This is a genomic window from Paractinoplanes ovalisporus (assembly GCF_016834655.1).
In the GTDB taxonomy this organism is placed as follows: Bacteria; Actinomycetota; Actinomycetes; order Mycobacteriales; family Micromonosporaceae; genus Actinoplanes; species Actinoplanes ovalisporus.
In genome coordinates, this window is record NZ_JAENHP010000002.1 from 760,924 (window position 1) to 777,959 (window position 17,036).

General features: G+C 69.1%; 8 protein-coding genes. 5 read left to right on the forward strand and 3 right to left on the reverse strand.

What is annotated here, in order from left to right:
- Nucleotides 1–41: 41 nt before the first annotated feature.
- Nucleotides 42–2,123, reverse strand: coding sequence for a DUF6055 domain-containing protein (locus tag JIG36_RS51715; RefSeq protein WP_236046199.1), 2,082 nt, complete (start codon nucleotides 2,121–2,123; stop codon nucleotides 42–44).
- Between the two features lie 361 nt (nucleotides 2,124–2,484).
- Here JIG36_RS51715 and JIG36_RS09500 point away from each other — a divergent pair, with 361 nt between their 5' ends.
- Complete coding sequence (locus tag JIG36_RS09500) at nucleotides 2,485–2,916, forward strand: DoxX family protein (protein ID WP_203375642.1); 432 nt, start codon at nucleotides 2,485–2,487, stop codon at nucleotides 2,914–2,916.
- Here the strand turns inward: JIG36_RS09500 and JIG36_RS09505 are convergent.
- The gene (locus tag JIG36_RS09505; protein WP_203375643.1) at nucleotides 2,889–3,662 is read right to left on the reverse strand and encodes an SAM-dependent methyltransferase; all 774 of its coding nucleotides are present in this window, start codon (nucleotides 3,660–3,662) and stop codon (nucleotides 2,889–2,891) included. The two genes, JIG36_RS09500 and JIG36_RS09505, sit on opposite strands and share 28 nt — an antisense overlap.
- A gap of 105 nt (nucleotides 3,663–3,767) precedes the next feature.
- Between JIG36_RS09505 and JIG36_RS09510 the strand changes: the two genes are divergently transcribed.
- The 4 genes from JIG36_RS09510 to JIG36_RS09525 all read left to right on the forward strand — a co-directional run bounded on the left by JIG36_RS09510 (nucleotide 3,768) and on the right by JIG36_RS09525 (nucleotide 16,217).
- Nucleotides 3,768–5,033: a putative bifunctional diguanylate cyclase/phosphodiesterase gene (locus tag JIG36_RS09510; RefSeq protein ID WP_203375644.1), complete on the forward strand. Its 1,266-nt coding sequence runs from the start codon at nucleotides 3,768–3,770 to the stop codon at nucleotides 5,031–5,033.
- 194 nt (nucleotides 5,034–5,227) lie between these two features.
- The gene (locus tag JIG36_RS53960) at nucleotides 5,228–8,797 is read left to right on the forward strand and encodes a LamG domain-containing protein (protein ID WP_203375645.1); all 3,570 of its coding nucleotides are present in this window, start codon (nucleotides 5,228–5,230) and stop codon (nucleotides 8,795–8,797) included.
- 17 nt (nucleotides 8,798–8,814) lie between these two features.
- A complete protein-coding gene (locus tag JIG36_RS53965) occupies nucleotides 8,815–15,696 on the forward strand; it encodes a polymorphic toxin-type HINT domain-containing protein (protein WP_203375646.1) in 6,882 nt (2,293 codons plus the stop codon).
- Between the two features lie 20 nt (nucleotides 15,697–15,716).
- Nucleotides 15,717–16,217, forward strand: a complete 501-nt coding sequence (locus JIG36_RS09525) for a DUF4265 domain-containing protein (RefSeq protein WP_236046200.1) — start codon at nucleotides 15,717–15,719, stop codon at nucleotides 16,215–16,217.
- A gap of 25 nt (nucleotides 16,218–16,242) precedes the next feature.
- Here JIG36_RS09525 and JIG36_RS09530 read toward each other — a convergent pair whose 3' ends face one another.
- Entirely contained in the window at nucleotides 16,243–16,983 is a 741-nt protein-coding gene (locus JIG36_RS09530) for an SDR family NAD(P)-dependent oxidoreductase (RefSeq protein ID WP_203375648.1), read from the reverse strand.
- Between the last annotated feature and the right edge of the window lie 53 nt (nucleotides 16,984–17,036).

Genomic DNA, 17,036 nt, shown 5'->3' on the forward strand with positions numbered 1-17,036 from the left:
GGTGCGTTCGCTCCCGACCTGCCCGCTGCGCGCGCCGCCGGCTACGTGGCCGCGCAGGTGAGGGTCGGCGCGGTGCCGGCACCCTCGGCCAGGAAGCCGAACGTCGTCGAACTGCCCGCCGCCAACGTCCCGTTCCAGCCGGCATTGGAAGCCGTCACCGTGGAACCCGAAGCGCTCACCGTCGCACCCCACGACTGCGTGACCCGCTGCCCCGAGGCGAGCGTCCACGTCGCGGTCCACCCCGACGTGCCGCCGGAGCCGGCCGTCACAGTCACCTCACCCTGGAACCCGCCCGTCCAACTGCCCACGATCGCCAGCCGCGCCGAGCATGAGCGCCCAGCCGGCGGGGGAGTGGTCGGCGAAACCGTAGGCGTAGGCGTAGGTGTCGGGGTCCCGCCGTCCGTCACCGCGACCTCGGCCGAGCTGAAACGGGCGTACGCGGGATTGATGTCGCTCTCACCCGCGCGCCCGTCACACCCCCGGTCCGAGTTGAACAGCAGATAGGTCCCGGAACCGCAGGTGCCCGCCGGCTCGGCGTCACCCCCGACCACGACCGACCCGGACAGGTTGACCCCGCCCTGGACGATCGCGTTGTCCTTGACGACCGCGTTCCCGCTCACCGTCCCGCCCGAGTTGACCCAGGCCAGCCCCTCGATGCGGGCGTTCCCCGACACCGTCGCGTTGCCAAAGACGGCCGCCCGCGGCCCCACATAGGCCGTCGACGCCACCGAGGCCCGGCTGTCCACCCAGCCACCGCCGTTGGAGTGCCAGCGCCCACCCCCGGTCGCGGCCGGTTTCACATGGCCGGGCTCATATCCCGACGGCACCGCACCGGCGATCCCGAACTCGTACGGATAGCGGTAGTTCTTCGTGTATCCGTCGAGAAACGCGTATTTGTGCACCGCCGCCGGCGCCCCGGCCACGACCAGGTAGACGTCCTTCTCGCCCGATTGCAGCGCGAACGAGATCTGCCCGTCGGACGCCGTCGACACCGGCCCGTAACGCGGCACCCCGCTCGGTGAGACGGCCACGAACCCGTAACTCCACCCGGATCCGGCCGCGCTGTTGACGTGACCCTTGAAGTGCAGGCGGATCACGTCCGACGTCGGCACCAGCCGGATTTTGTTGTAGCCGTAGTCGGAGGGGGCGAGCGCGTCGGAAATCGCGTAATGGCCGGCCGCCTGGTTCACGGCCTCGACCGGCACCCCGTTGTAGGCGTTGATGAAGGCGCCGCCGTACAGGGAATCGATGAACTTCTGGAAATGCGACTGGTTGCTGTAGTCGTAGGTGACCTGGTGCTGGGCATAGCGCGCCAGCTCCACATTCAACTGTGACTGGGAAAGACCCAACAGCCTTGCGTACGTCTCCAGGGGGTGCTCGGTGCTGCGGGCCTCCGCCCATACGCGGTTGAAGATTCCGGGTTGCCGGTCCTCGAAATACTGGATCAGCATCCACGCGCCGTAATGGTGCCGGGAGGACGAGTAGGCGAGGTTTTCGGTCCGCAGGAACCGGGTCAGATCGCCCGCCCCGCCGTCCGGATAGACCTGCATCGCCATGTATTCGGCGCTCGCCTCCCAGAAGGTGCCGGCCGACGCGTTGGTGAAGCCGGAACCGGATTTGCCGAGGAACGTCAGGTTCTGGAAGACGTGGCCGAGCTCGTGCGCGAGCCCCCACGACCCGGGCAATGCGGCGCCGGGCGCGATGTTGATGACACCGACCCGGCCGTCGGCGCTGCCTCCGGTGGCCCAGGCGTCGAGTTCCGTACGGTTCCAGGCCTGCGTGACGATCACATCGATCTTGTACTGCGCGGTGACCGTGAATTTCATGGTGTCGTTGTAGAACGCGTACAGCGATTCCAGTTGGGACAGGATGTTGTCCGGGTCGAACGTGTACGGCGCGGGAGCGGCTTTCGGGTTCGTGCCCGATTTCTCGCCCCAGAGCAGGATGAAGTTGGCCGATTCCTTAGTGCGGTCCTGGCTCCACGGCACCTCCCCGGTGGATTTCCACGAGGCGGGGATGTAGACGGCCTTCTCGGCGGCGAAAGCGGCCGGAGCGGTGATTCCCGAAACCAGCGCGAGGGCCAGCGAGGAGACGAGCAGAGCGACCTTGCGTGCGGGGGACATGCGAGGGGTCCTTCTCGGTGGGGGACGCCGCCGCGAAAAGCCGCCGAATGCGGGCGGGAGCGCATCGCTGACTCCCCACAAAGTCATGGAACCCGCCCACAGATCGGCCGGTGTGCGGCCGCGTGGGACGGCGCCATCATCACCCGACGCAGTCACGTTCGTCAATGTGTGGCGGACTTCACTTGCTCTGAGTTCTCTCTGAGACACGCCAAGTGATCAGCGGATGTCGCAAGTCCGACACAACCATGGCTTCTGGTCGATGTCGCTCCAGTCGGATTAAGTAGGCGCAGGCTCTTGGTGGATCAAGCTTCAACTATTTAACGTACGTCGATGTATTGGTCCCCATGACGAGGGAGAACGTATGGACACGCACAGATTTTCCGGCCCGTTCTGGTCGATCTTCCGGATCGTGATCGGCCTGCTCTTCACGTTCCACGGCGCCCGTACGGTCCTCGGGCTGTTCGGTGGCGTCGAAGGCTCGGGCGACGCGGTGCCGATGGGGACGTGGCCGAACTGGTGGGCCGGGCTCATCCAGCTCGTCTGCGGCATCCTCGTGATGGCCGGCGTCTTCACACGCCCCGCCGCGGTGCTGGCCTCCGGTTCCATGGCGTACGCGTATTTTGTCGTGCACCAGCCGCAGGGCCTGCTGCCGATCGAGAACGGCGGCGTCTCCCCGGCGCTCTACGCGTGGGCCTTCCTCGCCATCGCGGTGCTGGGGGCCGGCCCCTGGTCGGTCGACGCGCTGCTCAAGCGGCGTACGGAAAGTCAGACCTTGAGCCCGACGCCGCAGTAGCCGTCGAGGGCCGGCGGCGCCTCGCCGTCGGGTCGCCACAGCGGGGTCGGCACCACGCCCGGCTCCACCAGTTCAAGACCCTCCAGGTACCCGGCGATCTGCTCAGGGCTGCGCAGGTTGTACGGGTGACCGCTCTGATTGGCCCGGCGCTGCCCCTCGACGATGGTCGGGCTGGTGTTCGTGCCGTCCGCCACCACCAGATAGCTGCCCGAGGCCACGGCGGCCAGCAGGCGCTCGACGATCGACCGGGCTTCCGCGTAGTCGGCGACGTTGCCGAGGATGCCCATCATCACCAGCGCCACCGGCTTGCTGAGGTCGAGCGTGCGGGCGGCCTCGCGCAGGATCTTGGCCGGGTCTTCGACGTCGGAGTCGACGTATGCGGTGGTGCCCTCGGGAGCGGCGGCGAGCAGGGACCGCGCCTGCACCAGGACGAGCGGGTCGTGGTCGACGTAGACGACGCGGGCCTCCGGCGCCACCCGCTGGGCGACCTCGTGGGTGCTGTCGGCGACCGGCAGACCCGTGCCGATGTCGAGGAACTGGCGGACGCCGGCCTCGCGCGCCAGCCACGTGACCGAGCGGATCAGGAACCTCCGTTGTTCCCGTGCCACCTGCACGATGGCGGGATGGGCGTCGCGCACCTGATCGCCGACGATCCGGTCGATCTCGAAGTGGTCCTGGCCGCCGAGAAGGTAGTTCCACACCCGCGCGCTGCTCGGGCGCGTGGTGTCCAGCTCGGGCTCGGTCATGGCGGCTCCCAACGTCGAGTTAGGACGGACCATACCGGTCGCAAGCGCCCGGGGGATTCGGCCGTTTTCGCCTGGACAACCCGGTGCGCGGGTGATACTACGCGCGTGGCAGACAGCGAGAACGACCAGCTCACGGGCGTTATGGGCCGGTCGGGGTTCCTGCAGCGTCTCGACCGGGCGGCCGCCGGATTCCAGCGCGGTGATCCGCCCGCGGCGCTGGTCGTCGATCTCGACGATTTCACCACGGTGAACGATGTTCTCGGCTATGTCGTGGGCGACCGCATCCTGGTGGCCGTGGCGGCCCTGCTGCGCGACGCCGTACGCGAGGGCGACCTCGTGGGGCGTCTCGGCGGTGACCAGTTCGCCGTGCTCGCGCCCGGCATCGCCGTCCCCGATCTCGAGGAGCTCGCCGAGCGCCTGCAGGTGGCACTGGCCAGTCCGGTCGAGGCCGACGGCCGCCCGATCTCGGCCCGGGCCAGCATCGGCGTCGCCCACGGCGCGCCCGGCGACACCGGCGGCGACCTGCTCAGCAAGGCCGACATGGCGCTGCGTGCGGCCAAGGACCGCGGCCGGGGCCGGCCCGCCCACTACGAGTCGGGCCTGAAGCGCCGCTTCCTCGACCAGGCCGCCCTGCTCGACGGCCTGCACGAGGCGGTCGAGGGCGGCCAGCTGGAGCTGGTCTACCAGCCGATCGTGCGCCTCGGCGAGGGCGGCCTGACCGGCCTGGAAGCCCTCGCCCGCTGGCAGCATCCCACGCGTGGCCCGATCATGCCGGGCGACTTCATCCCGATCGCCGAGCGCAGCGGCCTGATCGTCCCGCTGGGCCGCTGGATGCTGGCCGAGGCGTGCCGCCAGCAGGAGGCCGACTGGCCCGAGACGTACGTGAACGTCAGCGCCCACCAGCTGCGCGAGCCCGGTTTCGCCGACGAGGTGGCCCGCGCCGTCACCGCCCCCGAGCGCCTGATCATCGAGGTCACCGAGGACGCGCTGGCCGAGGAGACCGTGCTCGACACCCTGCGCGCGGTGCGGGCCCAGGGCGTACGGGTGTCCCTGGACGACTTCGGCGCCGGCCGCGGCTCCCTGCCCGCGCTGGCCGCCGCCCCCATCGACGTCATCAAGCTGCACGGCTCGATGACCGAGCAGATCATCTCCTCGCCCCGGCCGGCCGCCGTGGCCCGGGCGGTGGCCGCGGTCGCCGACGAGCTGGGCATCGTGGCCATCGCGAAGGCCGTGGAGAGCGCGGCCCAGGCCGAGCGGCTGCACGAACTCGGCTACCGCCAGGGCATGGGCTTCCACTACGCCGTCCCCCAGCCGGCCCGGGCGATCCCGCTCTTCCTGGCCGACGAGGCACTGCTCACCATGATGAGCTGAGCAGTTCCTGTGTGACCTGCGCCACATTAGATCACCGTTTCTGCAGGTGGAACGCGGTTCCGTAATTGCTGCGGTGAAGGCGATCAATATTCACGTCCTGCTTTATTTACAGAGATCTCTCAGCTGCCTACCGTGAGTGCCCTGTTGGACACGTAACGGGGGAGCAAGAGTCGATGGCGCATGGACGCACGTGGGTGACGCCTGCCCGGACCCGGGCCTGGATCGCCGGAACGGCCGTTCTGGCCGTTGTTCTGAGTGGTTCATCGGTGGCGATCCGGCCCGCCGCGGCCGCTCCCGCCGTCAGTGGTGTGGAGGCGAGCCGGCTCGCCCAGCGCACGGGTGAGCGGACCGAGGTGGTGTCCGAGCGCACCGAGCGCAGCCAGCTCTTCGCCGAGCCGGACGGCCGGTTCACCTACCAGGCCTCGGCCCTGCCCAAGCACGTCCGCCGGGCCGACGGCTCGTGGGCCCCGGTCGACCTGACGCTGACCACCTCCGGCGGCGCGGTCCGCCCCCGGGTCTCGCCGGCCGACGTGCGGTTCTCGGCCGGTGGCGCCGAGCCGATGGCCACCCTGGTCGAGGACGGCCGCACGCTGACCGTGGACTGGCCGCTCGGCGACCTGCCGGCGCCGAAGCTCGCCGACGACTCGGCCACCTACGCCGAGGTGCTGCCCGGCGTCGACCTGGTGGTGCGGGCGACCCACGGCGGCTTCGCCCACGTGCTGGCGGTCAAGTCGGCCGAGGCCGCGGCGAACCCGGAACTCCGGCAGATCACCTTCGACCTCGGCGGCGACACCGACGTGCGCCGGGCCGCCGACGGCTCGCTGCAGGCGGTCGCCGGGGGTCGCCTGGTCGCGACCGCCGGTTCCCCGGCGATGTGGGACTCCCGCCCGGCCGCGGCCACCGCGAAGACCACGGCCCGGGCCGCCGCGCCCGAGTCGACGCCGGCCGAACCAGGCGACTTCGCCCGCATCGCGCCGGTCGCCACCGCGGTCACGAGCAACGGCGACCTCGTACTGAAGCCGGACGCCGCGCTGCTGGCCAAGGCGACCTACCCCCTGTTCATCGACCCTGACTGGAGCACCGGCAAGTACCGCTGGGCCTATTCGACCAGCACCGGCAACAACAACACCGACCTGTCGGTGGCCCGGGTCGGCAAGGACCCCGAGAGCAACACCACCTACCGCTCGTACTTCGAGTTCCCGACCGGCGCCATCAAGGGCAAGTGGGTGCAGAGCGCGTACGTGCAGATGGAGGTCGACCACACCGCGTCGTGCACCGACACCCCGAACTCGATGCTCAGCGCCAACCCGCCGAGCTCGACCCCGCGTTCGGCGTGGAGGACGCAGGACTGGTATCTCAAGCACCTGGCCCAGGTCTCGTCGCACGCCAGTCAGGGTGGCGGCTGCGCCGACTCGCCCCAGCCGAACGTGACGATCAACTTCCGCACCGACGCCGTCAGCGCCCGGGTCCGGGCCGTGGCCAAGACCGGGTCGGCCACCACGACGTTCGTGTTCAGCGCGGTCGACAGCGCGGTGTCCGGCGAGTCGATCGAGAACCGGTGGAAGAAGTACGTCCCGGGCAGCGCCCAGCTCATCGCCGACGTCGACTTCATCCCGACGACCCCGACCAGCCCGCAGGTCAACGGTGTTCTCTGCCGCGGCACGACGATCAACATCGGCACCACCGCGCTCAAGTTCTCGGCGGTCATGGGCGACCGCGACAAGACCCAGGCGGTCCGGGCGACCTGGGCCTGGGAGCGGCAGAACGGGTCGAGCTGGGTGGCGATGACGGCGCCGGCCACCACCTTGGTCCCGGCCGGCACCCGTGCGATGACCCCGGCCGTCTCCGGCGCGGCCAACAGCCAGACCTACCGGTTCCGGGTCAAGGGCACCGATCCGTCCCCGTACAACCAGAGCAGCGACTACTCGGCCTGGTGCACCTTCCGGATCGACCTCAACGACCCGCCTGTCCAGGCCGAGCTGGCCCAGTCGACCGTCGACTCGGGCAAGCCGCTGCAGGTCGAGATCTTCTCGTACGCCGCCGACGTCGTGAAGTTCCGCTACGGCTGGAGCTCCGCGGTCAAGGAGATCACGGGCACCAAGGTGGTCATCCAGGATCCGGCCGGCGACATCACGCGGGTCTCGGCCAAGGTCACGGTCAACGTTCCCAAGTACGGGATGAACGTGCTGTACCTCCAGGCGGTCGACGCCACCGGCAACGTCGGTGACGGTTCCATCGAGTTCACCGCGAGCCGGCCTTCGCCGGCGGTGGCGCGCTGGAGCCTGCAGACCTACCCGGGTGAGTCGGCCACCGCCGCGCTGCAGGACAAGCAGGACACCCTGGCCGGCGACACGCCGCTGTCCGGCTCGGCCACCTGGACCGACAAGCAGCGCCTGGTCGGCGGGACCAACGCCACCTTCTCCGGCGCCCAGTCGCTGACCACCACCGGCAAGGTCGTGGACACCACCAAGAGCTACGGCGTGGCCGCCTGGGTCCGGCTCGACCGGGACAACGGGCTGCAGAGCCTGATCGCCCAGGACGGCGTCCACGCCAGCAACTTCCAGCTGCAGTACCGCAACGACAGCGTCGACGGTGACGCCGTGCCCGACAAGTCGTTCTGCCTCACGTTGCGCCTGCAGGACATCGACACCAGCGGCCCGTACAAGGCGGCCTGCGCGGCCAACACGGCCGTGGTGGGGCGCTGGACCCATGTGGCGGCGGCCTACGACGCCACCGAGAAGAAGTTGCGCATCTGGGTCGACGGCAAGCTCAAGTCCGAGGTGGACGCCCCGGCCACCTGGAGCGCCACCGGTAAGGTCCGGCTCGGCAACCGGCTGCTGACCGCGGCCGGGACCGTGGTCGAAGCGTTCTCCGGATCGCTGGCCGACGTGCAGATCTACGACCGGGCCATGGTGCAGGAGGACGTCACCGGCGCCCTCGACAACCCCGAGCTGGCCGTCGAGGCCGAACGCGGCATGGTCAAGCCGATCGAGGTGGGCCGCTGGGACTTCGAGGCCGCGGTCGGCTGCTACGACCCGACGATCGCCAACACGTGCGAGGCGCCGGACGGCACCGGGTTCAACCGCCGTCTCGGCCTCACCGAGGGCACCGAGATCCAGACGGCCGGCGGCGGGCAGTACGCCGACTTCAACACCGTGCACCCGAGCAACCCTGACGTCACGACCGCGGAGTACGGGGTCGCCCAGCGCAACACCGGCACGACCGACGCGCCGCAGTGGGCCGAGGCTCAGGTTCTGCACACCAACCAGTCGTTCACCATCACCGGGCGGGTGCTGCTCGACAACCTCCGGTACTCGATGACCGCCTACGCGCTCAAGGGAAACCTGCAGTCCGTGGTCGCCGTCGCCCTCGACGGCAGCCTCGCCGAGGGCGGCGGTCCCCGGTTCGAGGTCAAGTACCCGACCGGCGACGCGAACTCCAACATCACCTTCAAGCACCTGTACGGCAAGGAGATCCTCACCGAGGACAACGTCGGAGCCTGGTTCGACCTGACGCTGGTCTATGACGCGAACGCCGGGCAACTGCGGTTCTACGTGAACGGGGAGCGCCAGGGTGTGGCCGAGCAGGTGGACCTCTGGGCCGCCACCGGGCCGCTCAGCGTCGGGACCGAGTGGTACACGAACCGGAACGACACGTTGAGCCGCTACACCAGCAACTGGCTCGGCGGCCTCGACGACATCGTCGCCTACCAGGGCGCGATGACCGAGGCCCAGGTGGCCGCCCTCACCCCCGCCGCCGAATGACGACCAGGAGACCAATCGTGTTCCGAACGTATGTGATCGGTCGTCTGGCCCGGGCCGGGCGGTTGCGGTTCGGCCTGGCCGCGGTGACGGTGGCCGCCCTGGGCGGTTCGCTGCTCGCGGTGCCACCGGCCCTGGCCGCCCCGGCCGAGGCCGAGCACCTCAAGCCCCAGACCGAGGTGCTGGACAAGGACGGCAAGGAGGTCGCCGGCAAGGGCTGGCCGGCAGGGACCCGTACGGACGTGGCGCTGCCCGAGCCGGTCTGGCCGGCCGCCGGCACCGCGATCGCCGTCCAGCCCGTGGCCACCCAGCGCACCGCGGCCTCGAAGGCCGCGGCCGCCGGGGCGACCGCCGTCGTGGTCGACCGCGCCGCCGTCCCCGAGCAGCTTCGCGCCGGAGTGGTGGCCAAGGTGTCGGCCACGGCGACCGGACCGGCGTCGGTCGTCATGAACTACTCGAAGTTCCGGAACGCGTACGGCAGCGACTGGGCGTCCCGGTTGCGGCTGTGGCAGGTGCCGGACTGCGCCCTGACCACGCCGCAGGCGGACGGCTGCGCGGCGACGCCGCTGCCCTCGCGCAACGACGGCGCGACGTCCACCGTCACCGGCGACGTCTCCCTCAAGGCGTCCGGCACCGCCACGGTCGCGCTGATGGCGGGCCCGAGCGGCCCGGCCGGCGACTTCGGCGCGAGCCCGCTGGCCGCGTCGTCGTCCTGGTCGGCGGGCGGGGCGACCGGCGACTTCTCATGGTCGTACCCGTTGCGCGCCCCGAGCGGCATCAACGGGCCCGTGCCCACGATGTCGCTGTCGTACTCCTCGTCGAGTGTGGATGGACGGTCCTCGGCGACCAACAACCAGCCGTCCTGGATCGGTGAGGGCTTCGAGTTCGCGCCCGGCTACGTCGAACGGCGCTACGTGTCCTGCGACGACGACAAGGCCAAGGACGACAAGGACCGCTCGCCCAACAACCCGGCCCACTCGTTCGACCAGTGCTGGCGATCCAACAACGCGGTCCTGTCGTTCGGCAGCGTCAGCTCCGAGCTGGTCTTCGAGGACGGCAAGGGCTGGCACGGCCGGTCCGAGAACGGTGCCAAGATCGAGCAGTCGACCGGGGCCGGCAACGACGACGACAACGGCGAGTACTGGAAGGTCACGACCAGCGACGGCATCCAGTACTTCTTCGGCCTCAACACGCTGCCCGGGCAGACCTCGAAGACCGAGTCGGCGTGGACGGCGCCGGTCTACGGCAACCACCCCGACGAGCCCTGCCACGGTGACACGTTCGCCGCCTCCGACTGCAACCAGGCCTGGCGGTGGAACCTCGACTACGCGATCGACCCGCACGGCAACACGATCTCCTACTGGTACGGCCGGGAGAAGAACCGCTACGCGGCCCAGGGCAGCAACACCAACCTGGTCACGTACGACCGCGGCGGCGCCCTCGAGCGCATCGACTACGGCACCTGGAGCCGCTCGGACAGCCGGTCGGTCACGCCGCTGGCCCAGGTGAACTTCGTCCCCGACAACCGCTGCCTGGCCAACTGCTCCGACCACGAGAGCGGCAACGCGTGGCCGGACACCCCGTGGGACCAGGAGTGCAAGAGCACGGCGACGACCTGCACCAACTACTCGCCGACGTTCTGGTCGACCAAACGCCTCAAGGAGATCAGCACCCAGATCCGCTCGACCACCTCGGCCGCCTGGCAGAAGGTCGACTCGTGGACGCTGACGCACAGCTTCCCCTCGCCCGGTGACGGGACGAAGGGCGGGCTCTGGCTCGACAAGATCGTGCACACCGGTCTCGTCGGCGGTGAGATCCCGATGCCGCCGGTCACCTTCGACCCGGTCGCCCTGCAGAACCGGGTGCTGACCAAGACCGGCACCACCAACAGCTGGCAGCGCATCGGCAACATCCACACCGAGACCGGCGCGCTGATCCAGGTCACCTACTCGCCGCGGGAGTGCAACTCCAACTCGCTGCCCGCGCCCGAGAGCAACAACCGGCTCTGCTACCCGGTCAAGGGTCCCGACCCGCTGAGCACGTCGGGCGGCGACATCACCGAGTGGTGGCACAAGTACGTCGTCAAACGGGTCGCCGAGACTGACGTGCAGCTCGAGAGCGGCCACCAGTCGCCGACCCGCAACACCACGTACGAGTACGAGGGCGATCCGGCCTGGCACTTCTCGGACGACGACGGTCTGGGCAAGGCCAAGTACCGCACGTGGGACCAGTTCCGCGGCTACGCGTCGGTCCTGGCCCGGGTCGGCGACACCAACCAGACCCTGATGCGGACCAGGTACTTCCGGGGCATGCACGGCGACCGGGCGAACGCGGACGGCACGACCCGGCGCACCGTCACCGTGCCGGCCTCGGTCGGTTCCGAGACGGTCTACGACGAGGACCAGTTCGCGGGCATGATCCGCGAGCAGGTCACCTACAACGGCACCGAGGACAAGCCGGTCAGCAAGACGGTCAACGTGCCGTGGCGCTCGCCGGCGACGGCTACCCGGACGATCGGCAAGGACACCGTCACCGCCCGGTTCGTCAACGTCGGCAAGACCTATGCCGGCACCGCGCTGGGTGTCAACGGCGCCCGCGGCTGGCGGGTGACCAGCACCGAGACGACGTACGACAACACGTACGGCATGGTGACCGAGGCCCAGGACAACGGCGACGTCAGCGTCACCGGCGACGAGAAGTGCACCACCACCTCGTACAACCGCAATCCCCTCAAGAACCTGATCGCGTTGCCCCGTCGCGTCGTCACCACCGCCCTGGCCTGCGGTGTCGCGGCGACCAAGGAGGAGCACGTCGTCGACGACGCCGTGACCTACTACGACAACGCGGACAGCTCGGTCGAGACGCCGCAGTGGGGGGACCTGACCCGCACCGACCTGCTCAAGAGCTGGACCGCGGCGGGCGGGAGCGCCTGGATCACCAGCGGCCGGAGCACCGTCGACCTCTTCGGCCGGCAGAAGGTCACCACCGATGTCCGGGGCAACACCGTCACCAACGTCTACAGCCCGGACAACGGCCTGGTCACGCTGAAGACGCAGACCACCAACCTCAACTGGATCACCAAGACCGAGATCAACCCGGCCTGGTCGGCCCCCACCAAGGTCACCGACTACAACAACCGGGTCACCGAGACCCAGTACGACGCGCTCGGCCGGATCTGGAAGGTGTGGGATCCCGGCTGGACCCGCAAGACCACGTCGACGCCGCCGAAAGCCCAGTACACCTACGCCTTCGACGCGGACCGCAAGTCCTACCCGTACGTGCGGACCGACGCGCTCAACTCGGCCGGCGGCACCGACACGTCGTACGTGATCTACGACGGCCTGCTGCGGTCCCGGCAGACCCAGAAGGCCGCGGTCGGCGAGGGCCGTGTGGTCAGCGACACGCTGTACGACCAGTACGGCAACGCGTACATGTCGTTCGGCGCCCACGCCGAGCCCGGCAACGCTTCGGGCTCGCTGTGGTGGGAGCCCGAGTGGTCGGTGCCCGCGCAGACCCAGACCGTCTTCGACCGGGCCGGCCGCGCAACCGCGAACGTGTTCCTCTCCGGTGACGGCGACATCAACATCGTCGAGAAGTGGCGTACCACCACGACGTACGAGGGTGACCGGGCCACGGTCGTGCCGCCGCGCGGCGGCACCCCGTCGACGACGCTGCTCGACGGTCTCGGCCGCACCTCCGAGCTGCGCCAGTACACGACCGCGTCCGGCGTCTCGGGCGCCTACGACTCGACCAAGTACGAGTACAACAGCAAGGACGCGCTCATCCGGGTCGAGGACGCGGCCAAGGACGAGTGGACCTACAAGTACGACCTGCTCGGCCGTCAGATCGAGGCGGTCGACCCGGACCGTGGCAAGACGACCTCGAAGTACAACGACTACGGCGATCTGACCTCCACCATCGACGCGCTCAATCAGACGCTCGTCTACACGTACGACGGTCTGGGCCGTAAGAAGGCCGTCTACGACACCGCGGAGACCGAAGCCAACAAGCGTGCCGAATGGACGTACGACGCGCTCTACAGCGGCGCGCCGGCCAAGGGCCAGCTGACCCAGGCGACCCGTTACGACATCGCCTCCGACGGCACCCGCCAGCCGTTCAAATGGCAGGTCCGGGCGATCAACGCCCGCAACCAGGTCACCGGCGACCACTACATCATCCCGCCCGCCGAGGCCGGGCTGGCCGGCACGTACGTCTACTCGCACGGCTACTCGGACTACACCGGCGCGCCGATCAGCCAGGGCTACCCGGAGGCCGGCGGCCTGCCGATCGAGACCGTCACGACCGGCTACGACGCGGTCTCGGGCCTGCCCAACCGGCTCCTGACCAACCTGACCGACGTCGACACGTACGTGGTCGGGCAGCAGTACACCGGGTACGGCGAACCGACCATCACCACCATGGAGATCGACGAGGGCGTCTACGCCGAACAGGCCGTCTCGTACGAACTCGACACCCGCCGCATCCACGAGGCGTCGATCAAGCCCGAGACGGCGACCGGCAAGGTCGCCATGAGCACCTACCAGTACGACCCGAGCGGGCAGATCGAACGGATCAACGAGACGCCCGAGGTCGGTACGGGCGAGACGCAGTGCTTCGTCTACGACAAGCTGCGGCGCCTCACCTCGGCCTGGACCCCGAAGGCCGACCCCGACTGCTCGGACGCGCCCACCGCGGCCAACCTGGGCGGCCCCGCGCCGTACTGGACCGACTGGACCTTCGACAAGCTCGGCAACCGCACCGACGAGGTCTCGCACACCGCGGCCGGTGACACCAAGCGCAAGTACGCGGTGCCGACGGCGGGCCTGAACGTCAAGCGCCCGCACGCGGTCACCGGAATGACCACCACGCGACCCGACCAGAGCAGCACGACCGTCGGCTACACCTACGACGACACCGGCAACATGAAGACGCGCCCCGGCGCGACCGGCACGCAGACCCTCACCTGGAACTCCGAGGGCCGCGTGACTCAGATCGCCGAGGGCACGAAGCGTACGACCAACGTGTACGACGCGGACGGCGGTCGCCTGATCCGCCGGGACAGCACCGGGTCGACGCTGTTCCTGCCCGGCATGGAGGTCATCCGCAAGTCCACCGGGGCGATGGACGCGACCCGCTACTACAGCTTCGCGGGCAGCACCGTCGCGTCCCGCACCACCGCCGAGAAGAGCCTGACCTGGTTGTTCACCGACTACCAGGGCACCCAGCAGGTGGCCGTCAACGCCTACAGCCAACAGGTCAGCATCCGGCGCCAGACCCCGTACGGGGGACCGCGCGGCACCAACCCGGCCTGGCCCAACGGCAAGGGCTTCGTCGGGGGTGACCTCGACGCCAGTGGCCTGACCCATCTCGGGGCCCGCGAGTACGACCCCGAACTGGGCCGGTTCATATCGGTGGACCCGCTGCAGGACCTGATGGACCCGCAGCAGTGGAACGCCTACGCCTACGGCGGCAACAACCCGATCAACAACGCCGACCCGACCGGCCTGATGTACCCCGTCTCGGAGCGTGGCGACACCAACCAGACGCCGTGCTACGACGCCTGCCAGGAACAGGCCAAGGCCGGCAACTCGCAGAACAACTCGAACGCCAACGCCGGCAGCGGCGGCCAGGGCGGCGGCAGCGGCAGCGGTAGCAGCGGCGACAGCCGGCCGGCCAAGCCGAAGAAGAAGCCGTGGTGGAAGTCCGGCGCCGACTGGGTCGCCGAGCACAAGAACGACATCATCGCGGTGGGCGTCGGCGTCGGCGTGGGAGTCGGCTGCACGGCGCTCACGGGCGGCGGCGGAGCCCTGTTCTGCATGGGCCTGGCCGGGGCCGCCGGCAACATGACCGGCGACTACCTCGACGGCAACATGCACAGCGCCCAGGACGTCGCCGACTCCTTCGTCGACGGCGCGGTGGCCGGCTTCACGGCCGTCCCGATGGCCGCGATCAACTTCGGCAACGAAGGCTCAGCGGCGATCGACAGCGCGGTGAACGGCGACTACGCCGGGGCCGCCAACCACGGTGCGCTAGCGGCCTTGGACGCCACCACAGTCGCGACGGCGGGCGCCGCCGGCGGTGTCAAGGGCCTCGGCAAGCGGACCGGCTGCAAGAACAGCTTCTCCCCGGAGACGCTGGTCCTGATGGCCGACGGCTCGACCAAGCCGATCCGCGACATCGAGGTCGGCGACCGCGTTGTGGCCACCGACCCGGAGACCGGCAAGACGACCATCCAGCTGGTCGAGGCCCTTCACGACAACCTCGACCACGACCTGGTCAACCTGACGGTCACCCTGCCCGACGGCACAAAATCGGTGATCCACACGACCGCGAACCACCCGTTCTGGGACGAGACATCGCAGTCCTGGACCGACGCGGCGTCCTTGCGCGCCGGCCACAGCCTGCGCACCCCCGCCGGCGACCAGGTGACAGTCAAGTCGGTCGTGGTTCTCCTGGCGGCCCGCCACATGTTCAACGTGACCGTTGCCGACGTTCACACGTATTACGTGATCGTCAGCGACTTGCCGGTCCTCGTGCACAACTGCGGGACCAACCCTGACAATCGCGCGGGCCTGGCGTTCACTGACGCCGGCCGGGACGAGGTCTATGCCGCCAACGCGGCGAAGAACGGCGGATCCCTCCTCTGCGAGTACTGTGCGCGGGGTGTTACCAGGCGTCCGTCAGTCAGTGGCGTCCGCGGAAGGGCCGACGACGCGCAGATCGATCACCGGATTCCCAAGTCTTGTGGTGGCTGCGGTGACCCGCACAACGGTGCCGTTGCATGCCGAGCTTGCAATAACCACAAGTCGAACAAGGATATGGCGAAGTGGGATGCCGAACTCCGCGAGTTCCTGCCGTATGAGTTGATGGACGCCAGGCATTTGAACTTGATCCGACTCTGACGAGGAGCACAACGGTACATATGGTGGCGCACAATGACTCACGGCCGCCCGGGATGTTCCAGGTAGCGTTCGACCTTCCACAGGAGAGCGCTACCTGGCCACCCTTCAGCACCGAGCGGATATGGGCGAAGAAGACCTCCGCGCCGTACCAGCTCGAAGTCCAGAGCGTTCCGTTCTTCGTGCGTGACCTGTCGCGCGGTGACATCATCCGGGCGAAGCCGGATCATGAGCGCCGTGAGCTCGTGTTCGACGGTCTCGTCCGGCACTCGGGACACTCGACGATCCGCGTCATCCTCCGCGACAAGACGGACGAGAATCGCGATCGGGTACTGGAGATGTTTCGCGCGGCGGGTTCGTCGTGGGAGTTCACCAGCGTCGATTTCCACTTCGCGGTCGATCTGCCCGGAGAGGTCGACTACAGGTCGCTCCGGTCGATGTTGGTCGAGGCGACCTCGACTGGTGCCATCGAGGTCGAGGAGGCTTTCGTCGCTCCCGCTCATGTCGCTCAGCTCGACGCATAGAGCGGTCGTCAGCAGGCGCCCGGGGTCAGCGGGCGATGTAGCCGCCGTCCACGAAGAGTTCGGCCCCGGTGATGAATGAGGCGTCGGGGCCGGCCAGGAACGTGATCGCGGCGGCTACCTCCTCGGGGCGGCCGACTCGGCCCAGGGGGGTCGTGGCGACGTACGGGGCCTGGTCGGTCTCGCCCATCATCGGGGTCTCGATGAAACCCGGGTGCACGCTGTTGACGCGGATGCCCAGCGGCGCCCACTGGACCGCGATGTTCTTGGTCAGGGTGCGGACCGCGCCCTTGGCCGCGTGGTAGGCCGGTGACGTGCCGAAGCCGCCGGACGCCCCGAAGATCGAGCTGATGTTGACCACCGAGGCGGCCGGGGAGGCCTTGAGCAGGTCGGCGGCGGCCTTCGTGCCGAGGAAGACGCTGGTCTGGGTGACCGCCACGACCTTCTCGTAGAGCTCCAGCGAAGTCTCCTCGAGGGTGTCGGCGTGGCCCAGGCCGGCGTTGTTGACCAGGATGTCCAGGCCGCCGAAGGTCTGCTTCACCGTGGCGACGGCCTGTTCCCAGGCGGCCTCGTCGGTCACGTCGAGGCGCAGGAACAGCGACCGGCCGCCGTTCTTCTCGATCTCGGTGGCCACCTCGGCGCCGAGTTCGGCCTGTACGTCGGCAACGACCACGTTCGCGCCCTCGGCGGCCAGGCGCAGGGCCGTCTGCCGCCCGATGCCGCTCGCTCCGCCGGTGACCAGGGCCGTCCTGCCGTCCAGTCGTGCCATCGTCCTCGCCTCTTTCGTGTTGTCGGGGTTAACTAAACGATACGTCTCGTATC